A 22,419-nucleotide genomic window follows, 5' to 3' on the forward strand; every position below is an offset into this window, starting at 1 on the left:
GGGGCGGGGGGGGCGCCGGCCGGGCCCGCCGCCGCCCCGCATGACCCGGCCCCCCCCGTACCAAACCCCGGCCCGGGGCGGCGCCCGCCGCCCGGGGCAGTGGCGTTTCCCGGGGGCCGGGCGAGCCCCGGCGCCGCCTAGCGGACCAGCTTCAGCTGGAGCTTCACCAGGGTCCGCAGGTCCAGGCCGAGGCCGTCGGTGAGGTAGCCGTACAGGCTGCCGTAGTCGGCCTCCATCTGCGCGGTCGCCGCGTCCAGATAGTCCTGGCGGACCTCCTGGAGCGGGATCAGCAGATCGGGGTTCTGCATCCGGCCGGACGCCTTGATCCCGGCCCGCACCTGGGCGTCGTACGCCGCGCGGAAGGTGTTCGACGCCAGGTAGTCGCGCTCGGCCGTGGCCTTGGGGACGGCCAGGGCGCTCAGCAGGACGTAGCTCATCCAGCCCGTCCGGTCCTTGCCCGAGGTGCAGTGGTACAGCAGCGGGCCCTGCTTGCCGTCGGCGATCTCGCGGAGGGTGGCCGCGAACTGCGCCCGGTTGCCGGGGCTGGTCACGAACGCGCGGTACACGTCGCGCATGTACGCCTCGCCGCGGCCCCCGCCCAGCATCTGCTCCTGCTTCACGGGATCACCGCTGCCTATCGCGGACATCAGCAGCCCGTACAGGCCGTTGTCGTCGACCGGGCGGGCGGTGGAGGCCAGACCGGCGGGCAGCTTGTCGGCGCCGTCGTACTGCACCTCCATGGGGATGCGGAAATCGAGGACCTTCGTGAGGCCCAGACCGCCCACGGCCGTGATGTCCGAGGCGGTCAGCTTGCCCAGTGCGTCGGCGCGGTAGACCAGTCCCTGACGAACCCGGCCTCCCGTCCATGTGCGGTAGCCGCCGAGGTCGCGGACGTTGACCGCGCCCTGGAGGGGGATCTGGCGGATCGTTTCCGTCGGCTGCGGGTGCGCGGGGTGGCGCGAGGTGGACACACTGCCGGCCGGCGCGGCGTGCGCGGCGGCCGGCAGGGTCCCGAGGGCGAGGGCGAGGGCGGAGGCGAGCACCGCGGTCGCCAGGCGGATTCTGGCACGGCTCATCTGGGGCAACTCCTGTAACGGAGAAGGGGGATCACCCTGGTGGTGGCAGGGCGCCGAGCGGATGAGGGGGGAGGGGGGCGTGCTGTGGGGGAGCGAGGCCGCTCAGCCGGTCCAGCACGGCGTGGGCCTCGGCCATGACGCGGGTGACGAGCTCCGCACAGGACGGCAGATCCTCGATCACGCCCGCGACCTGGCCCGATGCCATGACACCGAGGTCCGTACGGCCCTCGACCATGGACGCCTTGAGGAGCATGGGGGTGTTCGCGGCGAGCAGCACCTGGCTCCAGGACAGGTCCTTGCCGTGTTTCATCGCGAGGCCGTCCCGGACCATCTCCGCCCAGGACAGGCCCGACAGCTTCTTGAATCCGGCCGCGTGCCGCACCGCCCTGGCCAGTGCCTTCGCCCGCCCGGCCCGTTCCAGGGAGGCGACGAGCTCGCTGCGCAGCATCCGGTGCGGGAGCCCGTCCACGGCCGTGGTGACGGTGACGTCCTTCACGGTCGCCTTCAGGTACTCGGCCTTCACCGCGTCCGGGACCGTCGAGTCGGAGGTCAGCAGGAACCGGGTGCCCATCGCGATGCCCGCGGCCCCGTAGGCCAGCGCCGCCACCAGACCGCGGCCGTCGCTGAAACCGCCCGCCGCGATCACCGGGATGTCCACCGCGTCGACGACCTGCGGCAGCAGCACGGTCGTGGCCACGTCACCGGTGTGCCCGCCGCCCTCGCCGCCCTGCACGATCACCGCGTCGGCGCCCCACGCCGCGACCTTCTCGGCGTGCCGGCGGGCCCCGATCGAGGGGATCACGACCACGCCCGCGTCCTTGAGCCGCGCGATCAGCTCCTTGGACGGGGCGAGCGCGAAGGAGGCCACCCGGACGCCCTCGTCGATGATCAGCTGGGCCCGCTCGGCCGCGTCCCCGGCGTCCGCGCGCAGATTGACCCCGAACGGGGCGTCCGTACGGGACTTGACCTCGTGCACCGCTGCCCGCAGCTGCTCCATCGTCATGGTCGCCGAGGCCAGGATGCCGAGCGCGCCCGCGTTCGCCGCCCCCGACACCAGGCGCGGGCCCGCCACCCAGCCCATGCCCGTCTGCACGATCGGATGCTCGACCCCGACCAGCTTGGTGAATGCCGTCTCCATCGGCTCAGACCCGCACTTCGCGGTCGCGCAGGCCCTTGGGGTCGATGACCTCGCGGATCAGCCGCAGCTCCTGCGGCGTCGGCTCCCGCGTGTACGGGACCTCCTCGGGGAGGTCCAGCTCGAAGCCGGTCGCCGCCCGGAGCTGCTCCAGGGTGACCCCCGGGTGCAGGGAGACCAGGCGCATGGAGTGGTCCGGGCCGCCGAAGTCGAGGACGCCGAGATCGCTGACCACGCGGGGGAGCCGGTGGAACCGGGTCACCCCGGCCGCCTCCGCGCGGTCGTAGCCGACGCCGCTCACCATGTCGACGCGCTCGACGAACACCCGGGTGGAGTGCTTGGGGATCCAGTAGCTGACCGGATTGTTCAGGGTGTTCACCGGGGCGCCGCGCACGCCGAGGAGCTGGCGCGACGGCTGTTCCCAGTCCCCGATGCAGGAGATGTTCTGGTTGCCGAACCGGTCGATCTGGCTGGCGCCCATCATCACGTGCCGGCGGCCGCCGGTGACCATCGTCAGGTGACGGCGGTACGGGAGCCAGCCCTCGGCCGAGCCGTCCAGCCCGACCAGCATGGCCTCGCCGTCGGTCAGCAGCAGGTCGGGGGAGAAGGTCCGCTTCGCGAGGCGGGCCCCGAAGGAGGGCACCAGGCCCATGGGGCTGGCCAGTACCTCGCCGTTGTCCCGCCAGGCCTCGGCGCAGGCGATCACGCAGTACTCGGCGCGGGACACCGCGGCCGTGGTCGTCGTGGAGGGCGTGCTCACTTCTGCTCCTCGTGCCAGGCCTGGACGGCCGACTGGTAGGCGTGCTCGCTGCCGCCGGAGAGGAAGCGCTCGGCGAACTCGGGCCAGGGGGTGGTCGCGTACAGCTTCTGGAAGGCCTCGTCGCGGCCGTAGTCGGGGGCGCAGGAGGTGAAGTGCGCGCCGTTCGGGGTCTCCACGACCCCGGTGACCGAGTGCCGGCTGACCAGCAGCGACTGCGGCGGCCCGGACTTGGAGAGCTCCGCGGTCTCGACGAGCTGCTCGCAGGAGACGTAGGCGGCGTCGGCGGCCTCGCAGAACAGGTCGTCGAAGTACGGGTCGGGGCCCAGGTACTGGGCGTTGCCGAGCCGGTCGGCGCGGTTGAGGTGGACGAGGGCCGCGTCCATGCGCAGGGCCGGGACCGCGACGAACTCCTCCCCGTCGGCGTACGGGGAGGTGACCGTGCGCAGTTCGGGGTTGACGCGCATGACGTCGGAGCCGAGGCCGGCGCGGACGGGCAGGAAGGGCATCCGGTTGGCGGCCGCGTGCAGGCCCCACATGAACATGGCCTCGTCGAGCTCGGTGAGGGCGAAGGCCCGGCTCTCGCGGGCGGCCCGGTAGTGCGGCTCCAGCGGGATGGAGTCGAGGGTGACGAAGGGGGTGACCAGCTTGCGGATCCGGCCGGCGGCGGCGAGCAGGCCGACGTCGGGGCCGCCGTAGGAGATCACGGTGAGATCGGTGATCTCGGAGCGGAGCAGTGCGCGCACCAGGGCCATGGGCTTGCGCCGCGAGCCCCAGCCGCCGATACCGAGGGTCATTCCGCTGCTGAGGCGGCCGACCGCCTCTTCGGGGGTCATGGTCTTGTCGGTCATGCCGATTCCGCCTTTGCGTCCGTCTTCGCGTCCGTGCTGCCGCTGCCGAAGGTGTCGCGGACCCGGTCGGCCACCCCGCTGAGGTTGGCCTCGAAGGTGAAGCCCTGCTCGAAGCGGTAGCTGCGGCGCACGTCGACGGGGTCGATGCCGTTGATGGCCGCCTTGGCGAGCCGGATGAGGTAGCCGTCCTTCCGCGCGATCTCGGCGGCCAGCTCCAGGGCGGCCGCCCGCAGTTCCTCGCGGGGCACCACCTTCCACACCGAGCCGTGCGCGTGCAGTTCGGCGGCGGTGGCGGTGCGCGAGGTGTAGTACAGGGTGCGCATCATGTGCTGCGGGACGAGCCGGGCCAGGTGGGTGGCCGCGCCGAGGGCGCCCCGGTCCAGCTCCGGCAGCCCGAAGGTCGCGTCCTCGGAGGCGACGATGGCGTCGGCGTTGCCGACCAGGCCGATCCCGCCGCCGAGGCAGAAGCCGTTCACGGCCGCCACGACCGGGACCTCGCACTCGTAGACGGCGGCGAAGGCCTCGTAGCAGCCGCGGTTGGCGCCGATGAGCGAGGCGTGGCCGGTGTCGCGCTGCATCTCCTTGATGTCGACGCCGGCGTTGAAGCCGCGGCCCTCGGCGGCCAGCACCACGCACCGGACCTCCGGGTCGCGGCCGGCCGCGCGCAGGGCGTCGGCGAGGTCGTACCAGCCCTGCACGGGCAGTGCGTTGACGGGCGGGAAGTCGACTGTGACGAGTGCGATGCCCTTGTCGGGGCTTGAGGTGGAGACACCCATGAGCGGATCAGCTACCTTTCCACCAAACATTTGTTAGGTGAGGAAGGTAGCAGCCGATGGAGCTCAACGGGAGGGTTGTCGTCGTCACCGGCGGAACCCGGGGCGTCGGCGCCGGGATCGCGCGGTCGTTCCTCGCGGCGGGGGCCGAGGTCGTCGTCTGCGCGCGCCGGCCGCCTGAGGAACCGGTCGAGGCGCAGGGCCGTACGGCGGTCTTCACCGCCCTGGACCTGCGCGATCCGGCCGCCGTGGAGGAGTTCTTCGGAGCGGTCGCGGCGCGCCACGGGCGCCTCGACTGCCTGGTGAACAACGCCGGGGGGACCCCGTACCGGCTGCTGGGGGAGGGCGGGGCGGAGCGTCACGCACGGGTCGTCGCGCTCAACCTGATCGCCCCGATGACCGCCTCGGTCGCCGCGTACCCCTGGCTCCGGGAGAGCCGGGGCTCGATCGTGATGATCGGCAGCGTCAGCGGGACCCGGCCCTCGCCGGGCACGGCGGCCTACGGGGCCGCGAAGGCGGGCCTGGAGAACCTGGCCCGCTCCATGGCCGTGGAGTGGGCCCCCGAGGTACGGGTCAACTCACTGGTGCTCGGCATGGTGCGGACCGAGCTGTCCCACCTGCACTACGGCGACGACAGCGGGATCGCCGCCGTCGGCGCGACCGTCCCGCTGGGACGGCTGGCGGAACCCTCGGACGTGGGCGAGGCGGCCGTCTTCCTCGCCTCCGGCCGGGCGGCGTACGTGAGCGGGGCGAGCCTGCTCGTGCACGGGGGCGGCGAACGGCCGGCCTTTCTGGATGCGGCAACTGCGAACAAGGAGAGCTGACATGGGACTTGCCGAAGGCCGTGTGGTCATCGTGACGGGCGCCGGACGGGGGCTGGGCCGGGCCCACGCGCTGGCCTTCGCCGCGGAGGGGGCGCGGGTCGTGGTCAACGACCTCGGCGTCGGCCTGGACGGGCTGCCGGGGCCGGAGAGCCCGGCGGCGCAGGTCGTCGCCGAGATCCGGGCGGCGGGCGGGGAAGCCGTCGCGCACGGCGGCGACATCGCGACCACGGAAGGCGCGGCGTCACTGGTCGGGACGGCCGTCTCGGCCTTCGGACGGCTGGACACCCTGGTCAACAACGCGGGTTTCCTGCGCGACCGGATGCTCGTCAACCTGGACGAGGACGACTGGGACGCCGTGATGCGGGTCCATCTGAAGGGGCACTTCCTGCCGCTCAAGCACGCGGCGGCGTACTGGCGGGCCGAGGCGAAGGAAGGCCGCCAGGTCGCCGCCCGGGTCGTGAACACCTCCTCGGGGGCGGGGCTGCTCGGCTCCGTGGGCCAGGGCAACTACAGCGCGGCCAAGGCCGGGATCCTGGGGCTGACCCTGGTGTCGGCGGCGGAAATGGGCCGCTACGGGGTCCAGGTCAACGCGATCGCCCCCGCGGCGCGGACCCGGATGACGGAGCAGACCTTCGCGGACACCATGGCCGCCCCCGAGCCCGGGGCCTTCGACGCGATGGCCCCGGAGAACGTGTCCCCACTGGTGGTGTGGCTGGGCTCCGACGCCTCGGCGGGGGTCACGGGCCGCGTCTTCGAGGCGGAGGGCGGCCGCATCACGGTGATGGAGGGCTGGCGCCCGGGCCCCACGGCCGACTGCGGAACCCGCTGGACCCCGTCGGAGGCGGGCGAGGCCACGACGAAGCTACTGGCACGCTCGGAGCCCCCGCAGCCGGTGTACGGGGCGCGCTGAGACGGGGGCGGGGGCGGGGGCGACGCCCGGGGCCGGGGGCCGGGGGCCGGGGCCGAGTCGGGCTGGGGCGAGGCCGGCGCCGGGGAGGGCGCCGGCCGTGTGCCCGGGGAACGGGCCGCGGGGCTGTCCGCGAGCAAGGCACCGGAACGGGCCGGGGGTTGTCCGCGAGCCACGGATCTCCGTCCGGGCGGCCCTTTCCCGGTGGCCGGGAAAACACCCTCCCGGCCCCGGAGGCGGGCCGCTTAGCCTCGCCGCACCGAACCCGGCCCCCGTACGCAAGGACCCGCACATGCTCTCGGACCGCCAACGGCTTCACCTTGCTGAACAGCTGCGATCCGCCGAGCACGGGCGGACGCCCATCGCGCCGCTCGGCGCCCGCTTCCCCGGGATCGACACCGAGGACGCCTACGAGATCCAGCTCCTCAACATCCGCCACCGCCTCGCGGCCGGCGACCGCGTCACCGGGCACAAGGTCGGGCTGTCGTCCCCCGTCATGCAGGCCATGATGGGCGTCGACGAACCCGACTACGGGCACCTGCTGCACTCCATGGAGCTGCACGAGGACACCCCCGTGCCCGCGGCCGCGTACTGCGCGCCGCGCGTCGAGGTCGAGGTCGGCTTCGTCCTCGGCGCCGACCTGCCCGGCGAGGGCTGCACCGTCGCCGACGTCCTGGCCGCCACCGAGCGGGTCGTCCCGGCCCTGGAGCTCATCGACAGCCGGATCGCCGACTGGCGCATCACCATCGCCGACACCATCGCCGACAACGCCTCCTCCGCCGGATACGTCATCGGCGAGGGCCGCGACCCCCGCGAGCTGGACCTGAAGGCCGTCGAGGCCACCCTGACCAGCGGATCCGACACCCTGGCGAGCGGCCGCAGCGACGCCGTCCTCGGCGACCCGGCCGCCTCCGTCGCCTGGCTGGCCCGCACCGTCGCCCGCTTCGGGGTCCAGCTCCGCAAGGGCCACCTCGTGCTGCCCGGATCCTGCACCCGTGCCGTGGACGTGGCCGCCGGGCGGACGTACACCGCCGACTTCACCGGGCTCGGCCCGGTGTCCCTCTCCTTCTCCTGAGGTGATCACGATCAGTACGAAGAAGACGCCCGCGGAAGCGAAGACGCCCGCGGAAGCGAAGACGCCCGCGGAAGCGAAGACGCCCGCGGAAGCGAAGACGCCCGCGGAAGCGAAGACGCCCGCGAAAGCGACCGCCGCCATCGTCGGCTCCGGGAACATCGGGACCGACCTGCTCTACAAGCTCCTGCGCTCTCCGCACATAGAACCCCGCTGGATGATCGGCGTGGACCCCGCCAGCGAAGGCCTGGCCCGTGCCCGCCGCGCCGGACTCGACGCCTCCCACACCGGAGCGGACTGGCTGCTGGCCCAGGACGAACTGCCGGACCTGGTCTTCGAGGCCACCTCCGCCTACGTGCACCGCTCCAACGCCCCGCGCTACGCCGAACTCGGCATCAAGGCCGTCGACCTGACCCCCGCCGCCGTCGGCCCCGCCGTCGTCCCGCCCGCGAACCTGACCGCCCACCTCGACCAGGCCAACGTCAACATGATCACCTGCGGCGGCCAGGCCACCATCCCCATGGTGTACGCCGTCTCCCGGGTGGTGCCCGTCGCCTACGCGGAGATCGTCGCCTCGGTGGCCTCCGTCTCGGCCGGCCCCGGCACCCGCGCCAACATCGACGAGTTCACCCGTACCACCTCCCGGGGCATCGAGGAGATCGGCGGCGCCGCCCGCGGCAAGGCCATCATCATCCTCAACCCCGCCGATCCCCCCGTGATCATGCGGGACACCGTCTTCTGCGCGATCCCGGCCGACGCCGACCGCGAGGCCATCGCGGCCTCCGTCAAGCAGGTCGCCGAGGACGTGGCCTCGTACGTACCCGGCTACCGGCTGCGCACCGAGCCGCAGTTCGACGACCCCTCCCCGCTCAGCGGCGGCATGGCCCGGGTCGCGATCTTCCTGGAGGTGGAGGGCGCCGGCGACTACCTGCCGCCCTACGCCGGAAACCTCGACATCATGACCGCCGCCGCCACCAAGGTCGGCGAGGAGTTCGCGAAGGGACTGCAGAAGTGACCGCGGAAACGAGCACCTACTCCGACACCCTCGACATCCGGATCACCGACTCCTCCCTGCGCGACGGCTCGCACGCCAAGCGCCACCAGTTCACGGGCGAGGACGTACGGTCGATCGTCGCCGCCCTCGACGGCGCGGGCGTCCCCGTCATCGAGGTCACGCACGGGGACGGACTCGGCGGGTCCTCCTTCAACTACGGCTTCTCGAAGACCCCCGAGCAGGAACTCATCAAGATCGCCGCCGACACGGCGCGGAACGCGAAGATCGCCTTCCTCATGCTCCCGGGTCTCGGCGTCAAGGACGACATCCGCGCCGCCCACGGCAACGGCGGCCAGATCTGCCGGATCGCCACCCACTGCACCGAGGCCGACATCTCCGTCCAGCACTTCGGGCTCGCCCGCGAGATGGGCCTGGAGACCGTCGGCTTCCTGATGATGGCCCACTCCACCACCCCGGAGAACCTGGCCCGCCAGGCCCGGATCATGGCCGACGCCGGCTGCCAGTGCGTGTACGTGGTCGACTCGGCCGGCGCCATGGTCATGGACGAGGTCACGGACCGGGTCGCGGCGCTCGTCGCCGAACTCGGCCCCGACGCCCAGGTCGGCTTCCACGGCCACGAGAACCTCGGCCTGGGCGTGGGCAATTCGGTCGCCGCCGTCCGCGCCGGCGCGCTCCAGATCGACGGGTCCACCCGGCGCCTGGGCGCCGGAGCCGGGAACACGCCCGTCGAGGCCTTCGCCGCCGTCTGCCGGAAGATGGGCATCCGTACCGGCATCGACGTCCTGAAGATCATCGACGCGGCCGAGGACGTGGTCCGTCCCGTCATGGAGGACGAGTGCACCCTCGACCGCATGGCCCTGCTCATGGGCCACGCGGGTGTCTACTCCAGCTTCCTCAAGCACGCCTACCGGCAGGCCGAGCGCTACGGGGTCTCCGGCGCGCAGATCCTCCTGCGCGCGGGCGAGCGCCGCCTCGTCGGCGGCCAGGAGGACCAGCTCATCGACATCGCGGTCGAACTCGCCGCCGAAGCACGCTAGGCCGTCACCCCTCTCCCCATCCCCGCATCCCCGCGCAGCACACCCACAACGAAGTGGAGGGCCACCCCGTGACCGCAATCGAAGAAGAGCCCCGTGTCATCGAGGCCGCCGCCGTGCCGAACCGCTTCGCCCGCGGCTGGCACTGCCTCGGCCTCGCCGCCGCCTTCAAGGACGGTGCCCCCCACGAGATCGAGGCCTTCGGCACGAAGCTCGTCGTCTTCCAGGGCGCCGACAGCAGGGAGCTGAGCGTCCTGAACGCCCACTGCCCCCATATGGGCGGCAACCTCGCCCACGGCACCGTCAAGGGCGACACCGTCGCCTGCCCCTTCCACGACTGGCGCTGGTCCGGGGACGGCCGCTGCGCCGCCATCCCCTACGCCCGCCGCGTCCCGCCGCGCGCCCGGACCCGCGCCTGGACCACCCTGGAACGCAACGGTCAGCTCTACGTCTGGCACGACCCGGAGGGCAACCCGCCCCCGCCCGAGGTCACGATCCCCGTCATCGAGGGCGTCGGCGACCCGGAATGGAGCGACTGGAGCTGGAACTCCCTGCGCGTGGAGAACTCCAACTGCCGCGAGATCGTCGACAACGTCGTCGACATGGCGCACTTCTACTACGTGCACTACGCCTTCCCGCACTACTTCAAGAACGTCTTCGACGGCCACGTCGCCACCCAGTACATGGAATCCACCCCGCGCGGCGACGTCGACCTCGGCACCCTCTCCACGGGCGGCGGCCTGCGCTCGGACGCCTCGTACTACGGCCCCTCGTACATGATCGACACGCTGTGGAGCGACATCGGCGGCGGCGTCGAACTCGAATCGGTCCTCATCAACTGCCATTACCCGATCGACGAGAACAGCTTCATGCTCATGTACGGGACCATCGTCAAGAAGCTCCCCGGCATGAGCGACGAGCAGGCCGCCGACGCCGCCCGCCTCACCTCCGAGGGCCTCGCCGTCGGCTTCGAGCAGGACGTCGAGATCTGGAAGAACAAGGCGCGCATCGACAACCCCCTCCTCACCGAGGAGGACGGCCCCGTCTACCAGCTCCGCCGCTGGTACGAGCAGTTCTACGTGGACGCCGCCGACGTCAAGGACGAGATGGTCCGCCGCTTCGAGTTCGAGATCGACACCGCCCGCGCCACCGCCGCCTGGAAGGCCGAGGTCGCCGAGAACCTCGCCCGCCGCGCGGCCGGGACCCCGTGATGACCTCCGTGGCGTGCGGCGAGTGCGCCGCGGTGGTGCTGTGCGAGAAGTTCAGCCCCGCCCACACCCAGGTCCAGTGGACGCAGCAGGCCCGGGAGGTCTGCCCGCGCATCGCGGCCGAGGTCGCGGCGGGCCGCCCCAGCGCCCGCGTCCGCTCCTGCGGGGCCCTGCGCGCGGGCATCGAGGCCGCCGTCCTGGCGGGCCGGCTGGAGGTGCCGGCCGATGTCTGACACCGACAGCCGTACGAAGTCCCGCGCCGCGGAGGTCCGGAGCGCGGCCCCGGCCGCCGCCCGGGGCGGAGCCACCGGCAGGCTGCTGGTCCGCGTCACGGACCGGATCCAGGAGACCCCCGAGGCGGTCTCCCTCGTACTCGACTCGGAACTCCCTTACCGCCCGGGCCAGTTCCTCACGGTCCGGGTGCCCTCGCCGGGCGGGGCGGGCAGCGCGGCCCGCTGCTACTCCCTGGCGGGCTCCCCGCACGCCGAGGACCCGCTGCGCATCACCGTCAAACGGGTCCCCGGCGGCGCCGGCTCCGGCTGGCTGTGCCGGGACGTGCGCATCGGCGACGAGCTGGAGATCCTGCCTCCCGCGGGCACCTTCACCCCGCCCGACCTGGACCGGGACCTGCTGCTCGTGGCGGGGGGCAGCGGGATCACCCCGGTGCTGTCGATCGCGAAGTCCGCGCTCTTGGCCGGGGCGGGCCACGTCGCGCTGGTGTACGCCAACCGCGACCCCGGCTCGGTGATCTTCCGCGACGAGCTGTGGGGGCTGGCCGAGGAACACCCCGGGCGGCTCACCGTCGTGCACTGGCTGGAGACCCTCCAGGGACTGCCGACGGCCCCGCAGCTGGGCCCGCTCGTGGCCCCGTACGCGGGCCGCGAGACCTACCTGTGCGGGCCCGCTCCGCTGATGGACGCGGCGGAGACGGCGATCCGCTCCGCGGGCGGCCGGGGGAGGGCGATCCACCGGGAGCGGTACTTCTCCCTGAGCGGGGACGTCTTCACCCCGGACCTGGCCCTGGCCCTGGCCGAGGAGCCGGCCCCGGACCCGGCACCGGCACCGGCGTCGGCCCCGGCCCCGGGCTCCGGGGGCGGCGCCGTGGCCGGAGGCGCCACCGCCGAGGTGGAGTTCGAGGGGGTCTGGCACACCGTCGCCTGGGGACCGGAAACACCGCTGCTGGCCGCGCTGGAAGCGGCGGGCGTCCCCGCCCCGTACTCCTGCCGCGAGGGCGCGTGCAGCGCCTGCTGCTGCCGGGTGCTGGAGGGCGAGGTCACCATGGTCCGCAACGAGGTGCTGGCCCCCGAGGACCTGGCCGACGGCTACGTCCTGGCCTGCCAGGCCCTGCCGCTGGGCGACCGGATCCGCATCAGCTACGACGGCTGAACGGCGCCCCGCCGGACGGCCACGGGCCCGGCCCCCTGGCGAGGGGTCGGGCCCGGAGTCGTTCACTTGTGCGTGGGGGTACCACTACCCACTACATCCACTCGCTGAACCGCAGCCATCCCATCATGTTGTCCATCGCCTGGGCGGACACCGCCGGCTCCAGGTCCCGCACCGGCGCGGCCGCCGCCCGCCCCGCCCTGCCCGGTCCGTACAGCTCCCGCCACACCGCCCGCGCGCAGGCCAGTACCGCCGGTGCGAGACGGGCCGGCTCGCGCTCGCCCCGGCAGGAGGACACCGACACGGCGGCCACGGCCCGCCCGGCCCCCCGCAGCGGGGCGGCCACGCAGGAGATGCCGCGGAAGCTCTCCTCCCGGTCGTAGGCCACCCCGCGCTCGCGGACGGCCGCCAGCTCCGAGCGCAGCGCGAGCGGCCGGGTCAGGGTGCGCGCGGTGCGCGGGCGCAGCCCCTGCGCGAGGACGTGCTCCACCGCGGCGGGATCGCTGAAGGCGAGGATCGCCTTCCCGGCCGCCGTGCAGTACGCCGGCATCCGGCCGCCGACCCGCGAGGGCACCGCGGTGGCCTCCGAGCCGCCGATCCGCTCCAGGTACACCACCTCGGCCCCGTCGAGCACCGACAGGTGCACCACCCGGCCCGTCTGCTCGTGCAGCGCGTGCAGCAGCGGCAGCGCGGCCCGGCGCAGCCGGTTGTGGTGGGAGGCGAGCGCGCCCAGCTCCAGCATGCGCATGCCCATGCGGTAGTCCCGGCCCTCGCGGTCCAGCCAGCGCAACTGCACCAGCTGGTCGAGGATCCGGTGGGCGGAAGAACGTGGGATTCCGGAGCGGCGCACGACCTCCGTGAGAGACAGCCGAGGCTGTGGACCTTCGAAGGCGCCCAGCACCTTCGCGGCCTTCTCCAGCAGCGAAAGCGGTGCGAGCCCGGTCTCCGCGACCTGCTCCATGACCTGGTCGAGCACGAGAAAACCCCCTGCGTGAGGCGTTGCGCCGACCCTGCCACGCGCCCCCGGCCGGAGGGAAGCACCCGGAGAGGTCTATTTCATTCAGTAATACTTCAAGTAGTCGTTTCCGGGAGTTCGGACCGGCTTCCCGCTCAGCGGGAACAGCTCGTTCCGCGCCCGGAACACCCGGCGTACGTTCCTCGCCATCGATCCCGAACACCCGAAGATCCTTGATCCGAGAAGGGGACACCATGAGTGACGAAGAGGTCCTCGCAGCGGTCCGCGCCCTCGCCCCCGCACTCCGCGAGCGCAGCGCCGAAGCCGAAACCCTGCGCAAGGTCCCCGAGGCGAGCATCAAGGAACTCGCCGCCACCGGCTTCTTCCGGCTGCTCCAGCCCAAGGCCCACGGCGGGTACGCCGCCGACCCCGCCCTCTTCTACGCCGCCGTCAAGGACATAGCCAAGGCCTGCGGCTCCACCGGCTGGGTCGCCTCCGTCGTCGGCGTCCACCCCTGGCACGTCGCCCTCTACGACCCCCGCGCCCAGGAAGAGGTCTGGGGCGAGGACCAGGACACCCGCATCTGCTCCTCCTACGCCCCCACCGGCAAGGTCGCCCCCGTCGACGGAGGCTTCACCCTCACCGGCCGCTGGCACTTCTCCTCCGGCTGCGACCACACCGACTGGGCCCTGCTCGGCGGCCTGGTCACCGACGCCGAAGGCCGCCCCGTCGACATGCGGACCTTCCTGGTTCCGCGCTCCCAGTACCGCATCGACGAGGTCTGGGACACCGTCGGCCTGCGCGGCTCCGGCTCCAACGACATCGTCGTCGAGGACGTGTTCGTCCCCGAACACCGCGCCCTGAGCTTCGGCCCCGTCACCGCCCTCCAGGTACCCGGCCACCGCCTCAACCCCGAGCCGCTCTACCGGCTCCCCTACGCCTCCGTCTTCACCACCACCATCTCCACCCCCATCGTCGGCATCGCCGAAGGCGCCTACGAGGACCACGTCACCGCGACCCGCGAACGCTTCCGCGTCTCCTACGGCCAGCAGGTCGCCGAGGACCCCTTCGCGCAGGTCCGCATCGCCCGCGCCGCCAGCGACATCGACGCCTCCTGGCTCCAGCTCCGGCGCAACGTCTCCGAGCTCTACGCCCTCGCCGAACGCGGCGAGGAACTCCCCACCCCGCTGCGCACCCGGGCCCGCCGCGACCAGGTCCTCGCCACCGAGCGCTGCGTCGCCGCCGTCGACCTCCTCATGGAGAACGCGGGCGGCAGCGCCATGCGCACCGGCCCCAACCCCGTCCAGCGCGCCTGGCGCGACGTCCACACCGGCCGCGGCCACGCCGCCAACGACCCGGAGCGGGCCCTGGTCCTGTTCGGGCAGGGCGCACTCGGCCTCGACATCCAGGACACGATGCTGTGAGCGCGCAGGGATTCACGTACGAGAACACCTCCCGCACCGCCAAGGCCGGCGGGATGACCCTGCACTACCACGTGGCCGGCCCGCTCGACGCACCCGTCGTGATCATGCTGCACGGCGGCGGGCCCGGCGCCTCCGGCTGGTCCAACTTCGGCGGCAACCTGCCCCACTTCGCCGGGCACTTCCGCACCCTGCTCGTCGACCAGCCCTGCTACGGCCGCTCCGACAAGCCGGAACCCGACCGCGACTACTTCGGCTTCAGCGCCAGCGCCGTCCTCGCCCTCATGGACGAACTCGGCATCGAGCGCGCGCACTTCATCGGCAACTCCCTCGGCGGAGGCACCGCCACCCGGCTCGTCCTGGACCACCCCGAACGCGTCGGCAAGCTCCTGCTCATGGGCCCCGGCGGGATCTCGCTCAACCTCTTCTCCGCCGACCCCACCGAGGGCATCAAGCGGCTCTTCGAGTTCAGCCTCGACCCCGAGCCCACCCGCGAGCGGATGCGGACCTTCCTGACCACTCTCGCCCACGACCCGGCGATCGTCAGCGACGCCCTCGTCGAGGAGCGCTACGCCCAGGCCGTCGACCCCGAAGCCCGGCTCGGCAACGCCCGCATGGGCGCCTCCTTCGCCAAGTGGCCCGAGGCCGCCATGCTCTGGCGCGAAGCGCACCGCATCAGCCGGCCCGTCCTGCTGACCTGGGGCCGCGAGGACCGCGTCAACCCGGTCGACGGCGCCTTCCTCGCGCTGAAGACCATCCCCGACGCCCGCCTGCACGTCTTCCCGCACTGCGGGCACTGGGCGCAGACCGAGGCCGCCGACGAGTTCAACCGCCTCGCCACCGACTTCTTCCTCCACTGAACCCCCTGATCGCACCGAGGAGTTCCCGCATGGACATCCGCGCACTCGGCTACCTCCGCATCGAGACCGCCGACCTCGCCGCCTGGCGCACCTACGTCCTCGACATCCTCGGCATGGCCGAAGCCGAGGGCACCACGGACACCCGGCTGAACGTCCGCATCGACGACCGCATCCACCGCTTCCAGTTCGTCGCCGGCGCCCAGGACCGGCTGCTCGCCGCCGGCTTCGAGGTCGCGGGCGCCCGCGCCCTGGAGGACGCCGCAGCCGAACTGGAGGCCGCCGGCCACCCCGTCAAGCAGGGCGACGCCGAAACCCTCGCCGAGCGCCGCGTCCAGGGCCTCATCCACTGCGAGGACCCCAGCGGCAACCCCCTGGAGATCTACTGGGGCCAGGCCCAGGACCACACTCCGCTCCCGGCCCGGTACGGCAACCGCTTCGTCACCGGCGGCCGCGAGGGGAACCTCGGCCTCGGCCACGTCGTCCTGCCCGCCGCCGACACCGAGGCCACCCTCGACTTCTACGAGAACCTTCTCGGCTTCCAGCTGCGCGACTCCATGCGGCTGCCCCCGGTCGCCGTCCCCACCGGCAAGCCCGGCCAGGATTCCTACTGGATGCACTTCCTCAGCCCCAACCGCCGCCACCACAGCCTCGGGCTCTACCCCGGCGCGCTGCCGCCCGGCATCGTGCACTTCATGGTCGAGCTGGAGACCCTCGACGACGTCGGCTACTGCCTGGACCGCATGAACAGGGCGGGCATCCCCATCGCCTCCACCCTCGGCCGGCACTCCAACGACCACATGGTCTCCTTCTACGCCCAGGCCCCCGGCGGCTTCCAGGTCGAGTACGGCTGGGACGGCCTGCTCGTCGACCCCGCCACCTGGACCGCGAAGGAGATCACCGCGGACAGCTTCTGGGGCCACCAGTGGAACGGCTGACCGGCCCCGCCGCGGGCCCCGCCGCAGACACCGCCGGGGACCCCGCCGCCGTGGACCACGCCGGGTGCCCCGCCGCCGTGGGTCCCACCGCCGGGGACCCCGCAGTCGTCGACCCCGCCGCCTTCCGCGAGGTCCTCGGCGCCTTCGCCTCCGGCATCACCGTCGTCGCGGCCGTCGCGGACGACGGCCGCCCGGCCGGGCTGGCCTGCCAGTCCTTCGCCTCCCTCTCCCTCGACCCGCCCCTGGTCCTGCTCTGCGTGGGCAAGGGCTCCTCCAGCTGGCCCAGGGTCCGGGCCGCCGGCCGCTTCGGCGTCAGCATCCTCGCCGAGGAGCAGCGCGCCGTCTGCGAGGCGCTGGGCCGCCGCGGCGAGGACAAGTTCGCGGGCGTCGACTGGGAACTCTCCGCCCACGGAGCGGTCCGCGTACGGGGCGCCCTCGCCACCGTCGACTGCGCCCTCGAAGAGGTACACGAGGCCGGCGACCACTACCTCGTCACCGCCCGCGTCCTCGAACTGAGCGCCCGCGACGGCGGAGCACCCCTCCTCTACTACCGCAGCGACTACGCCACGGGAGCCTTCGGATGACACCCGACCCCGCCACCGACCCCGCCTCCGATCCCGCCTCCGAGCCCGCGGTCGAGCACGCCGCCCCGTACGCCTACGACGTGGTGGTCGTCGGCTCCGGCGCCGCCGGGTTCGCCGCCGCCGTCACCGCCCGCCTGCGCGGCCTGAGCGTCCTCGTCGTGGAGAAGACCGACCGCTACGGCGGCTCCACCGCCCTGTCCGGCGGCGCGATCTGGGTCCCCGGCACCTTCCACCTCGACCGCGCCGGCCTCGCCGACACCCGCGAGAAGGCCCGCGCCTACCTCGACGCCACCGTCGGCGACCGGGTCCCGGCCGCGCGCAAGGAGGCGTACCTCAGCCACGGGCCGCGCATGGTCAGGGAGTTCCACGACCGCACCGAGATCCGCTTCATGTACACCCCCGGCTACGCGGACTACTTCCCCGAGGCCCAGGGCGGCATGGCGCAGGGCCGCTCCGTCGAACCGTGCATCGTCGACTTCAAACGGCTCGGCGCGCTCGGCGCCTCCATGCGCCGGGCCGGACTGCCCACGTACGGCCTCACCATGACCTCGTACGACTTCCGTTTCCTGAACATGGTCAGCCGGACCTGGGCCGGCAAGAAGACCTCCGTCAAGGTCGGCCTGCGCGCCGTCAAGGCGCTGGCCACCGGCCGCAAGCTGCTCTCCCTCGGGGAGGCCCTCATCGCCCGCATGCGGCTCTCCCTGGAGGCGCTCGGCGGCGAACTGTGGCTGTCGGCGCCCCTCACCGGCCTGGTCACGGACCCGGCCGGCCGGGTGACGGGCGTACGGGTCCTGCGCGCCAGGCGCGAAGTGACCGTAGCGGCGCGGGGCGGGGTGGTCCTGGCCTCGGGCGGGTTCTCGCACGACCAGGCCCTGCGCGAGAAGCACCTGCCCGCGCCCACCTCCACGGCCTGGACCCACGCCTCGGAGGGCCAGACCGGGGACGCCCTGAGGCTCGGTGAGGACCTGGGGGCCGCCACCGATCTGCTCGACAAGGTCTGGGGCGCCCCGTCGGTGTGCCCGCCGGGGGAGAAGCCCTTCTTCCTCGTCGCCGACCGGGGCATCCCCGGCATGGTCATCGTCAACGAGGCCGGGGAGCGCTACGCCAACGAGGCCCTGCCCTACCACGCGTTCGTGGACCGGATGTACGCCGCCGACCGGCCCGGGGCGTCGACCGTGCCGTCCTGGCTGATCCTGGACGCCCGCTCCAAGGCCCGGTACATCTTCGCCGGCCTCTTCCCCGGGCAGCCCTTCCCCAAGAGGTGGCTGGAGAGCGGCTTCCTGAAGAAGGCCGGCACCATCGAGGACCTGGCCCGGCAGATCTCCGCCCCCGGACTGCCCGCCGCGATCAGCCGCTTCAACTCCTTCGCCGAGGCGGGCACCGACCAGGACTACGGGCGGGGCGAGAGCGTCTACGACCGCTACTACGGCGACCCGACGCTCCCCAACCCGAACCTCGCACCGATCGAGAAGGGCCCCTTCTACGCGGTCCCCGTCCACCCCGGGGACATCGGCACCAAGGGCGGCCTCGTCACGGACACCGACGGCCGGGTGCTCCGCGAGGACTCCACCCCGATCCCCGGGCTCTACGCCTCCGGCAACTGCTCGGCGGCGGTGATGGGGGAGACCTACCCGGGGCCGGGCGCGACGATCGGCCCCGCGATGGCCTTCAGCTGGGCCGCCGTCAACGCGATCGCCGCGGGGCTGGAGTAGCGGAGTGCCGGCGTGGTCGGACTAGGAGAGCTTGCCGCCGTAGTCCGGCAGCTTGACGGTCCGCTCGGCGTGGCCGCCGGCCAGGTCGCTGTCGTTGTTGCCGATGTTGGCGATGATCGTGTAGCCGCGCGCCTCGATCTCGGCCCGCTTGGCCGTCTTGTACGCGCTGACCTCGCCGAACAGGTCGGGCAGATCACGGACGTAGAGGCCCGAGACCGGGTAGCCGACCGCCTTGAGGTTGCGCTCCGTCAGGGAGTACACGATCCCCGGGCGGGCGGTCACGAAGAAGACGGCGACCCCGCGGTCGCTCGCGTACCGGGTCAGGTCGCGGACCTGGGCGATCGCGGGCGTCGGGAAGGTCCAGAACCAGTGGAAGTCCGTCTCCAGCGAGGAGTTGTCGATGTCGAGGACGATCGCCGGCTTCTCACCGGCCGGCGAGGCGGCGATGCGCTGCTCGATGCCCGGGCGGGCCGCGCCGATGACGGCGGAGACATCGCGCTGCCAGGTGGCGTAGTCGATGCCGAGGAACACCGCGTTGCCCCCGGGGGCGGAGGCGGTGACGGCCGCGGGGGACGGTTCGGCGGGCGCCGCCTGGGCGGCGGTGGCCGGAACCAGGGCCAGTACGGCGGCTGCGGCCACGGACACCGCGGCGGCCGTGGTGTGGATACGGGTGCGGGTGCTGCGCATGGGGGACGCTCCTCGATCACGTGTTGGCATGTACGTGATCAGGCTGGGGATCGGCCGCCCACATGTCTACCGGCCGGTAAGTAACTTTTCATGACCGCCCGGTGAATCTCCGTCACGCGTCGACCGTCGAGCGTCGACCGTCGACCGTCGAGCGTCGCGCGCCACGCATTCGGGCTCCGTGCCCCCTAGGTGTCGCAGTCCAGCACGGTGCGGCACAGCCCGCAGCGCGCCCGGACCGGGCCGCGGTGCGCGGGCAGCCGCAGCCGCTGTCCGCAGACCGGGCAGGGGAAGCCCACCCGCAGCCCGGCCGGGTGCCGCTCGAAGACGTACGGGGCTCCGGGTGCGGCGGTCCCGGTCAGGCGGGCCGCCGCGTACCGCAGCCGCTCCGGGCGGCCCGCGGCCGCGAGGGGGGCCCGGCGCAGGTCGCGGTCGGCCTGGGCGCGGCCGCGCACGTACGCCTCGTAGGCCTGCGGGCTGGTGAACCACGCCGAGAGGTCCTCGCCGCCGAGGAAGCGGCCGCGCCGGGCGAGGACGTAGCCGAACTCCTCCGGGGTGAGGTAGCCGAGCTTCTGGTGGGTGAGTTCGTCCTCCCGGTAGGCGTCGAGGAGCAGCCAGCCGGCGCCGAGGTAGGCGGAGGCGGTGTCGGTGAGGATCTCGTTGGCGGGGGTGGTGGGGAAGCGCAGGTCCAGCCGGTGCAGGAGCACGTGTGTGACCTCGTGGGCGAGGGCGGCCGCCAGGTCGCGGCGGTGGACGCGGAAGCGGTCGTTGACCTCGACGAAGTACTCGGGCCCGGCGGTCAGTTCCACGGTCGCCGCCTCCTCCATCGCCCGGAAGCCCACGATCAGGCGCGCGTCGGGCAGGCGCAGGGCGCGGACCATCGCGGAGGCCACCCGGTGGGCGCCCGGGTACAGCTCCTCGGAGGCGGGGAAGGCGGCGTCGACGGGGGCGAAGGGGGTGTCGTAGGCGCGGATCCCGTCGGCGGACAGCCGCCGGAACAGCGCGGTGACGGCCGCCCGGACCGTCTCCAGGTGAGGAAATCCGTGCTCGATCGGGCTGTCGCGCCGCCGGTTGTGCGTCACGGGGTGCCTCCGGCGGGAAGTTGTCCGAAAACGCGTTCTTGATGGGCTGCGGGCGAACGGTGTGTCATGTCCCCGTCACTCGTGCGGTTCATCCCCGATCCCCGATCCCCAATCCCCGATCCCCGATCGCCGATCCCCAATCCCCGATCCGCCGATCCGCCGATCCGCCCGTCACGGGGTGACACGCACGGCCCAACCCCCCACGAAAGGCAGTGTGTCGACTGTGTCCAGCCTCGTCACCACCCTCAAGCGCGCCCTCGCCGTCGGAGCGGTGGCCCTCGCCGCCGTCAGCCTCCAGCCCGGCACCGCCACCGCCGGCACGGCGCCCGTCGTCGGCGGCACCCGCGCCGCGCAGGGGGAATTCCCCTTCATGGTCCGCCTCTCGATGGGCTGTGGCGGCGCCCTCTACACCCAGCAGATCGTGCTGACCGCCGCCCACTGCGTGAGCGGCTCCGGAAACAACACCTCCATCACCGCCACCGCCGGAGTCGTCGACCTCAACAGCTCCAGCGCCATCAAGGTCAAGTCCACCAAGGTGCTCCAGGCCCCCGGCTACAACGGCACGGGCAAGGACTGGGCCCTGATCAAGCTCGCCAAGCCCATCAACCTGCCCACCCTCAAGATCGCCGACACCAAGGCCTACGACAACGGCACCTTCACCGTCGCCGGCTGGGGCGCCACCCGGGAAGGCGGCGGCCAGCAGCGTTACCTGCAGAAGGCCACCGTCCCCTTCGTCTCCGACGCCTCGTGCCAGGCCTCCTACGGCAGCTCCCTCGTCCCCGCCGAGGAGATCTGCGCCGGCTTCGCCGCGGGCGGCGTCGACACCTGCCAGGGGGACTCCGGCGGCCCGATGTTCCGCCGCGACAACGCGAACGCCTGGATCCAGGTCGGCATAGTCAGCTGGGGCGAGGGCTGTGCCCGCCCCGACTACCCCGGCGTCTACACGGAGGTCTCCACCTTCGCGGCGGCGATCAAGAGCGCGGCCGCCACGCTCTGACGGCTCGCGGACCCCGGGGCCGCCCTCCTCCTCGTTCTCCCGGCGGTTGGGACACCGGCCGGAAGAATGAGGCGCAACGCCCCACATGTCCGTAAGGTCGATTGAAGTCCCGTGAGGCCGGAACGACGCCGTTCCGGCCTTGCGGCATGCTCCCGGCGGTCTCCTGTGCGGTTGCGGGCCAAGGCGCCCGCAGTTCCCATGGAGAGATCCCACGACGTGGGAACACGGGGAACACCGGGACCACCGGGAACACCGGGACGGCCGGGACCACCGGGAACACCGGGACCACCGGGACGACACAGGCAGCAACGGGCGACAGTGGGGCAGGCGGCGCATGGCGATCAGGGTGATCATCGCGGACGACCAGGAGATGGTCAGGACCGGCTTCCGGATGATCCTCGAAAGCCAGCCGGACATCGAGGTGGTCGCCGACGTGGAGGACGGCGAAGCGGCCCTCGCGGCCGTCGCCGCACACCGCCCCGACGTCCTGCTCCTCGACATCCGCATGCCCAAGCTCGACGGGCTCGAAGTAACCCGCCGGCTCTCCGGCCGCGACACCCCCCGCATCGTCATCGTCACCACCTTCGACCTCGACGAGTACGTCCACGCGGCGCTCCAGGGCGGAGCGTCCGGCTTCCTCCTCAAAGACGCGAGCCCGGCCATGCTGGTTGAAGCGGTGAGGGCGGCAGCCGTCGGGGACTCCCTCGTCTCACCCGCCATCACCGTACGGCTGCTGCGCGAAATGGCCCACCGCACCCCGGCCGCCGCCGCGGCCGCCCGCCGCCCGGCGGAGCCCCTGACGGACCGTGAACGCGAGGTCGTACGCTGCCTCGCGCGCGGGCTGACCAACGCCGAGATCGCCGGGGAACTCTTCGTCTCCCTCTCCACGGTCAAGACGCACCTGGCCAACGTCCAGGCCAAACTGGACGCCCGCAACCGCGTGGAAATCGCCGCCTGGGCCTGGGAAAGCGGCCTGGCAGGCACCCCGGCGTGACCCGCCCCCACCCCACCCGCCCGACGAAGCCCACGACGCGAGGGCCACAGTCCGGGCGGCGGAACGCAGCGGGGCAGCACCGGCCGTGGCGCGGGCAGGGAGTCGCGGGGGAGGACCGGCCGTGGCGCCAGCAGGGTGTCTCGGGGCAGCGCCGGCAGGG

23 protein-coding genes are annotated in these 22,419 nt (G+C 72.8%); 15 read left to right on the plus strand and 8 right to left on the minus strand.

Annotated elements, in window-relative coordinates; genetic code table 11:
• Positions 1 to 137: 137 nt before the first annotated feature.
• From ACWCP2_RS28960 to ACWCP2_RS28980, 5 genes are read right to left on the minus strand one after another with little or no spacing between them, the layout of a single operon-like run.
• Positions 138 to 1,076 carry a tyrosine-protein phosphatase gene (locus ACWCP2_RS28960; protein WP_450911512.1) on the minus strand — a complete coding sequence of 313 codons (939 nt, stop codon included), beginning with the start codon at positions 1,074 to 1,076 and terminating at the stop codon, positions 138 to 140.
• A 31-nt stretch (positions 1,077 to 1,107) separates the two neighbouring features.
• Positions 1,108 to 2,214: an NAD(P)H-dependent flavin oxidoreductase gene (locus tag ACWCP2_RS28965; RefSeq protein ID WP_450911513.1), complete on the minus strand. Its 1,107-nt coding sequence runs from the start codon at positions 2,212 to 2,214 to the stop codon at positions 1,108 to 1,110.
• Between the two features lie 4 nt (positions 2,215 to 2,218).
• Positions 2,219 to 2,971, minus strand: coding sequence for a CoA-transferase subunit beta (locus ACWCP2_RS28970; protein ID WP_450911514.1), 753 nt, complete (start codon positions 2,969 to 2,971; stop codon positions 2,219 to 2,221).
• Positions 2,968 to 3,819, minus strand: a complete 852-nt coding sequence (locus ACWCP2_RS28975) for a CoA transferase subunit A (protein WP_450911515.1) — start codon at positions 3,817 to 3,819, stop codon at positions 2,968 to 2,970. Before ACWCP2_RS28975 ends, ACWCP2_RS28970 begins: the two co-directional genes overlap by 4 nt.
• Complete coding sequence (locus tag ACWCP2_RS28980) at positions 3,816 to 4,595, minus strand: enoyl-CoA hydratase family protein (protein WP_450911516.1); 780 nt, start codon at positions 4,593 to 4,595, stop codon at positions 3,816 to 3,818. The genes ACWCP2_RS28975 and ACWCP2_RS28980 overlap by 4 nt, the downstream gene beginning before the upstream one ends.
• Positions 4,596 to 4,651: 56 nt before the next feature.
• On the opposite strand from ACWCP2_RS28980, the gene ACWCP2_RS28985 reads away from it, so the two are divergent.
• The 8 genes from ACWCP2_RS28985 to ACWCP2_RS29020 all read left to right on the plus strand — a co-directional run bounded on the left by ACWCP2_RS28985 (position 4,652) and on the right by ACWCP2_RS29020 (position 12,038).
• Positions 4,652 to 5,416, plus strand: coding sequence for an SDR family oxidoreductase (locus ACWCP2_RS28985; protein ID WP_450911517.1), 765 nt, complete (start codon positions 4,652 to 4,654; stop codon positions 5,414 to 5,416).
• A gap of 1 nt (position 5,417) precedes the next feature.
• On the plus strand, positions 5,418 to 6,326 hold the full coding sequence (locus ACWCP2_RS28990) for an SDR family oxidoreductase (protein WP_450911518.1): 909 nt from the start codon (positions 5,418 to 5,420) through the stop codon (positions 6,324 to 6,326).
• 289 nt (positions 6,327 to 6,615) lie between these two features.
• Positions 6,616 to 7,398 (plus strand): 2-keto-4-pentenoate hydratase, encoded by a 783-nt coding sequence (locus tag ACWCP2_RS28995; protein ID WP_450911519.1) that lies wholly within the window; start codon positions 6,616 to 6,618, stop codon positions 7,396 to 7,398.
• 139 nt (positions 7,399 to 7,537) lie between these two features.
• Positions 7,538 to 8,410, plus strand: coding sequence for an acetaldehyde dehydrogenase (acetylating) (locus tag ACWCP2_RS29000; protein WP_450911565.1), 873 nt, complete (start codon positions 7,538 to 7,540; stop codon positions 8,408 to 8,410).
• On the plus strand, positions 8,407 to 9,447 hold the full coding sequence (dmpG, locus tag ACWCP2_RS29005) for a 4-hydroxy-2-oxovalerate aldolase (protein WP_450911520.1): 1,041 nt from the start codon (positions 8,407 to 8,409) through the stop codon (positions 9,445 to 9,447). The genes ACWCP2_RS29000 and dmpG overlap by 4 nt, the downstream gene beginning before the upstream one ends.
• Before the next feature lie 68 nt (positions 9,448 to 9,515).
• Positions 9,516 to 10,655, plus strand: a complete 1,140-nt coding sequence (locus ACWCP2_RS29010) for a Rieske 2Fe-2S domain-containing protein (protein ID WP_450911521.1) — start codon at positions 9,516 to 9,518, stop codon at positions 10,653 to 10,655.
• The gene (locus ACWCP2_RS29015; RefSeq protein ID WP_450911522.1) at positions 10,655 to 10,885 is read left to right on the plus strand and encodes a hypothetical protein; all 231 of its coding nucleotides are present in this window, start codon (positions 10,655 to 10,657) and stop codon (positions 10,883 to 10,885) included. The genes ACWCP2_RS29010 and ACWCP2_RS29015 overlap by 1 nt, the downstream gene beginning before the upstream one ends.
• Positions 10,878 to 12,038, plus strand: a complete 1,161-nt coding sequence (locus ACWCP2_RS29020; protein WP_450911523.1) for a 2Fe-2S iron-sulfur cluster-binding protein — start codon at positions 10,878 to 10,880, stop codon at positions 12,036 to 12,038. Before ACWCP2_RS29015 ends, ACWCP2_RS29020 begins: the two co-directional genes overlap by 8 nt.
• A gap of 91 nt (positions 12,039 to 12,129) precedes the next feature.
• Here the strand turns inward: ACWCP2_RS29020 and ACWCP2_RS29025 are convergent, their stop codons facing one another.
• Positions 12,130 to 13,011 carry an IclR family transcriptional regulator gene (locus tag ACWCP2_RS29025; RefSeq protein ID WP_450911524.1) on the minus strand — a complete coding sequence of 294 codons (882 nt, stop codon included), beginning with the start codon at positions 13,009 to 13,011 and terminating at the stop codon, positions 12,130 to 12,132.
• Between the two features lie 233 nt (positions 13,012 to 13,244).
• Here ACWCP2_RS29025 and hsaA point away from each other — a divergent pair, with 233 nt between their 5' ends.
• Genes hsaA through ACWCP2_RS29050 form a run of 5 tightly spaced genes read left to right on the plus strand, consistent with a single transcriptional unit; the run spans position 13,245 to position 18,502 of the window.
• Entirely contained in the window at positions 13,245 to 14,414 is a 1,170-nt protein-coding gene (gene hsaA, locus ACWCP2_RS29030; protein ID WP_450911525.1) for a 3-hydroxy-9,10-secoandrosta-1,3,5(10)-triene-9,17-dione monooxygenase oxygenase subunit, read from the plus strand.
• A complete protein-coding gene (hsaD, locus tag ACWCP2_RS29035) occupies positions 14,411 to 15,271 on the plus strand; it encodes a 4,5:9,10-diseco-3-hydroxy-5,9,17-trioxoandrosta-1(10),2-diene-4-oate hydrolase (RefSeq protein ID WP_450911526.1) in 861 nt (286 codons plus the stop codon). The genes hsaA and hsaD overlap by 4 nt, the downstream gene beginning before the upstream one ends.
• 29 nt (positions 15,272 to 15,300) lie before the next feature.
• A complete protein-coding gene (locus ACWCP2_RS29040; RefSeq protein ID WP_450911527.1) occupies positions 15,301 to 16,206 on the plus strand; it encodes a VOC family protein in 906 nt (301 codons plus the stop codon).
• Positions 16,194 to 16,790, plus strand: coding sequence for a flavin reductase family protein (locus tag ACWCP2_RS29045; RefSeq protein WP_450911528.1), 597 nt, complete (start codon positions 16,194 to 16,196; stop codon positions 16,788 to 16,790). Before ACWCP2_RS29040 ends, ACWCP2_RS29045 begins: the two co-directional genes overlap by 13 nt.
• On the plus strand, positions 16,787 to 18,502 hold the full coding sequence (locus ACWCP2_RS29050) for an FAD-dependent oxidoreductase (protein WP_450911529.1): 1,716 nt from the start codon (positions 16,787 to 16,789) through the stop codon (positions 18,500 to 18,502). The genes ACWCP2_RS29045 and ACWCP2_RS29050 overlap by 4 nt, the downstream gene beginning before the upstream one ends.
• A 21-nt stretch (positions 18,503 to 18,523) precedes the next feature.
• Here ACWCP2_RS29050 and ACWCP2_RS29055 read toward each other — a convergent pair whose 3' ends face one another.
• Both ACWCP2_RS29055 and ACWCP2_RS29060 read right to left on the minus strand, forming a co-directional pair.
• On the minus strand, positions 18,524 to 19,189 hold the full coding sequence (locus ACWCP2_RS29055) for an HAD family acid phosphatase (RefSeq protein ID WP_450911530.1): 666 nt from the start codon (positions 19,187 to 19,189) through the stop codon (positions 18,524 to 18,526).
• Positions 19,190 to 19,374: 185 nt separating this feature from the next.
• Positions 19,375 to 20,268, minus strand: a complete 894-nt coding sequence (locus ACWCP2_RS29060; protein ID WP_450911531.1) for a hypothetical protein — start codon at positions 20,266 to 20,268, stop codon at positions 19,375 to 19,377.
• Between the two features lie 214 nt (positions 20,269 to 20,482).
• Here ACWCP2_RS29060 and ACWCP2_RS29065 point away from each other — a divergent pair, with 214 nt between their 5' ends.
• Positions 20,483 to 21,265 (plus strand): serine protease, encoded by a 783-nt coding sequence (locus ACWCP2_RS29065; RefSeq protein ID WP_450911532.1) that lies wholly within the window; start codon positions 20,483 to 20,485, stop codon positions 21,263 to 21,265.
• Between the two features lie 334 nt (positions 21,266 to 21,599).
• A complete protein-coding gene (locus ACWCP2_RS29070; protein ID WP_250744971.1) occupies positions 21,600 to 22,259 on the plus strand; it encodes a response regulator in 660 nt (219 codons plus the stop codon).
• The last annotated feature ends 160 nt before the right edge of the window (positions 22,260 to 22,419 follow it).

This window comes from Streptomyces sp. NPDC002104 (assembly GCF_053593795.1).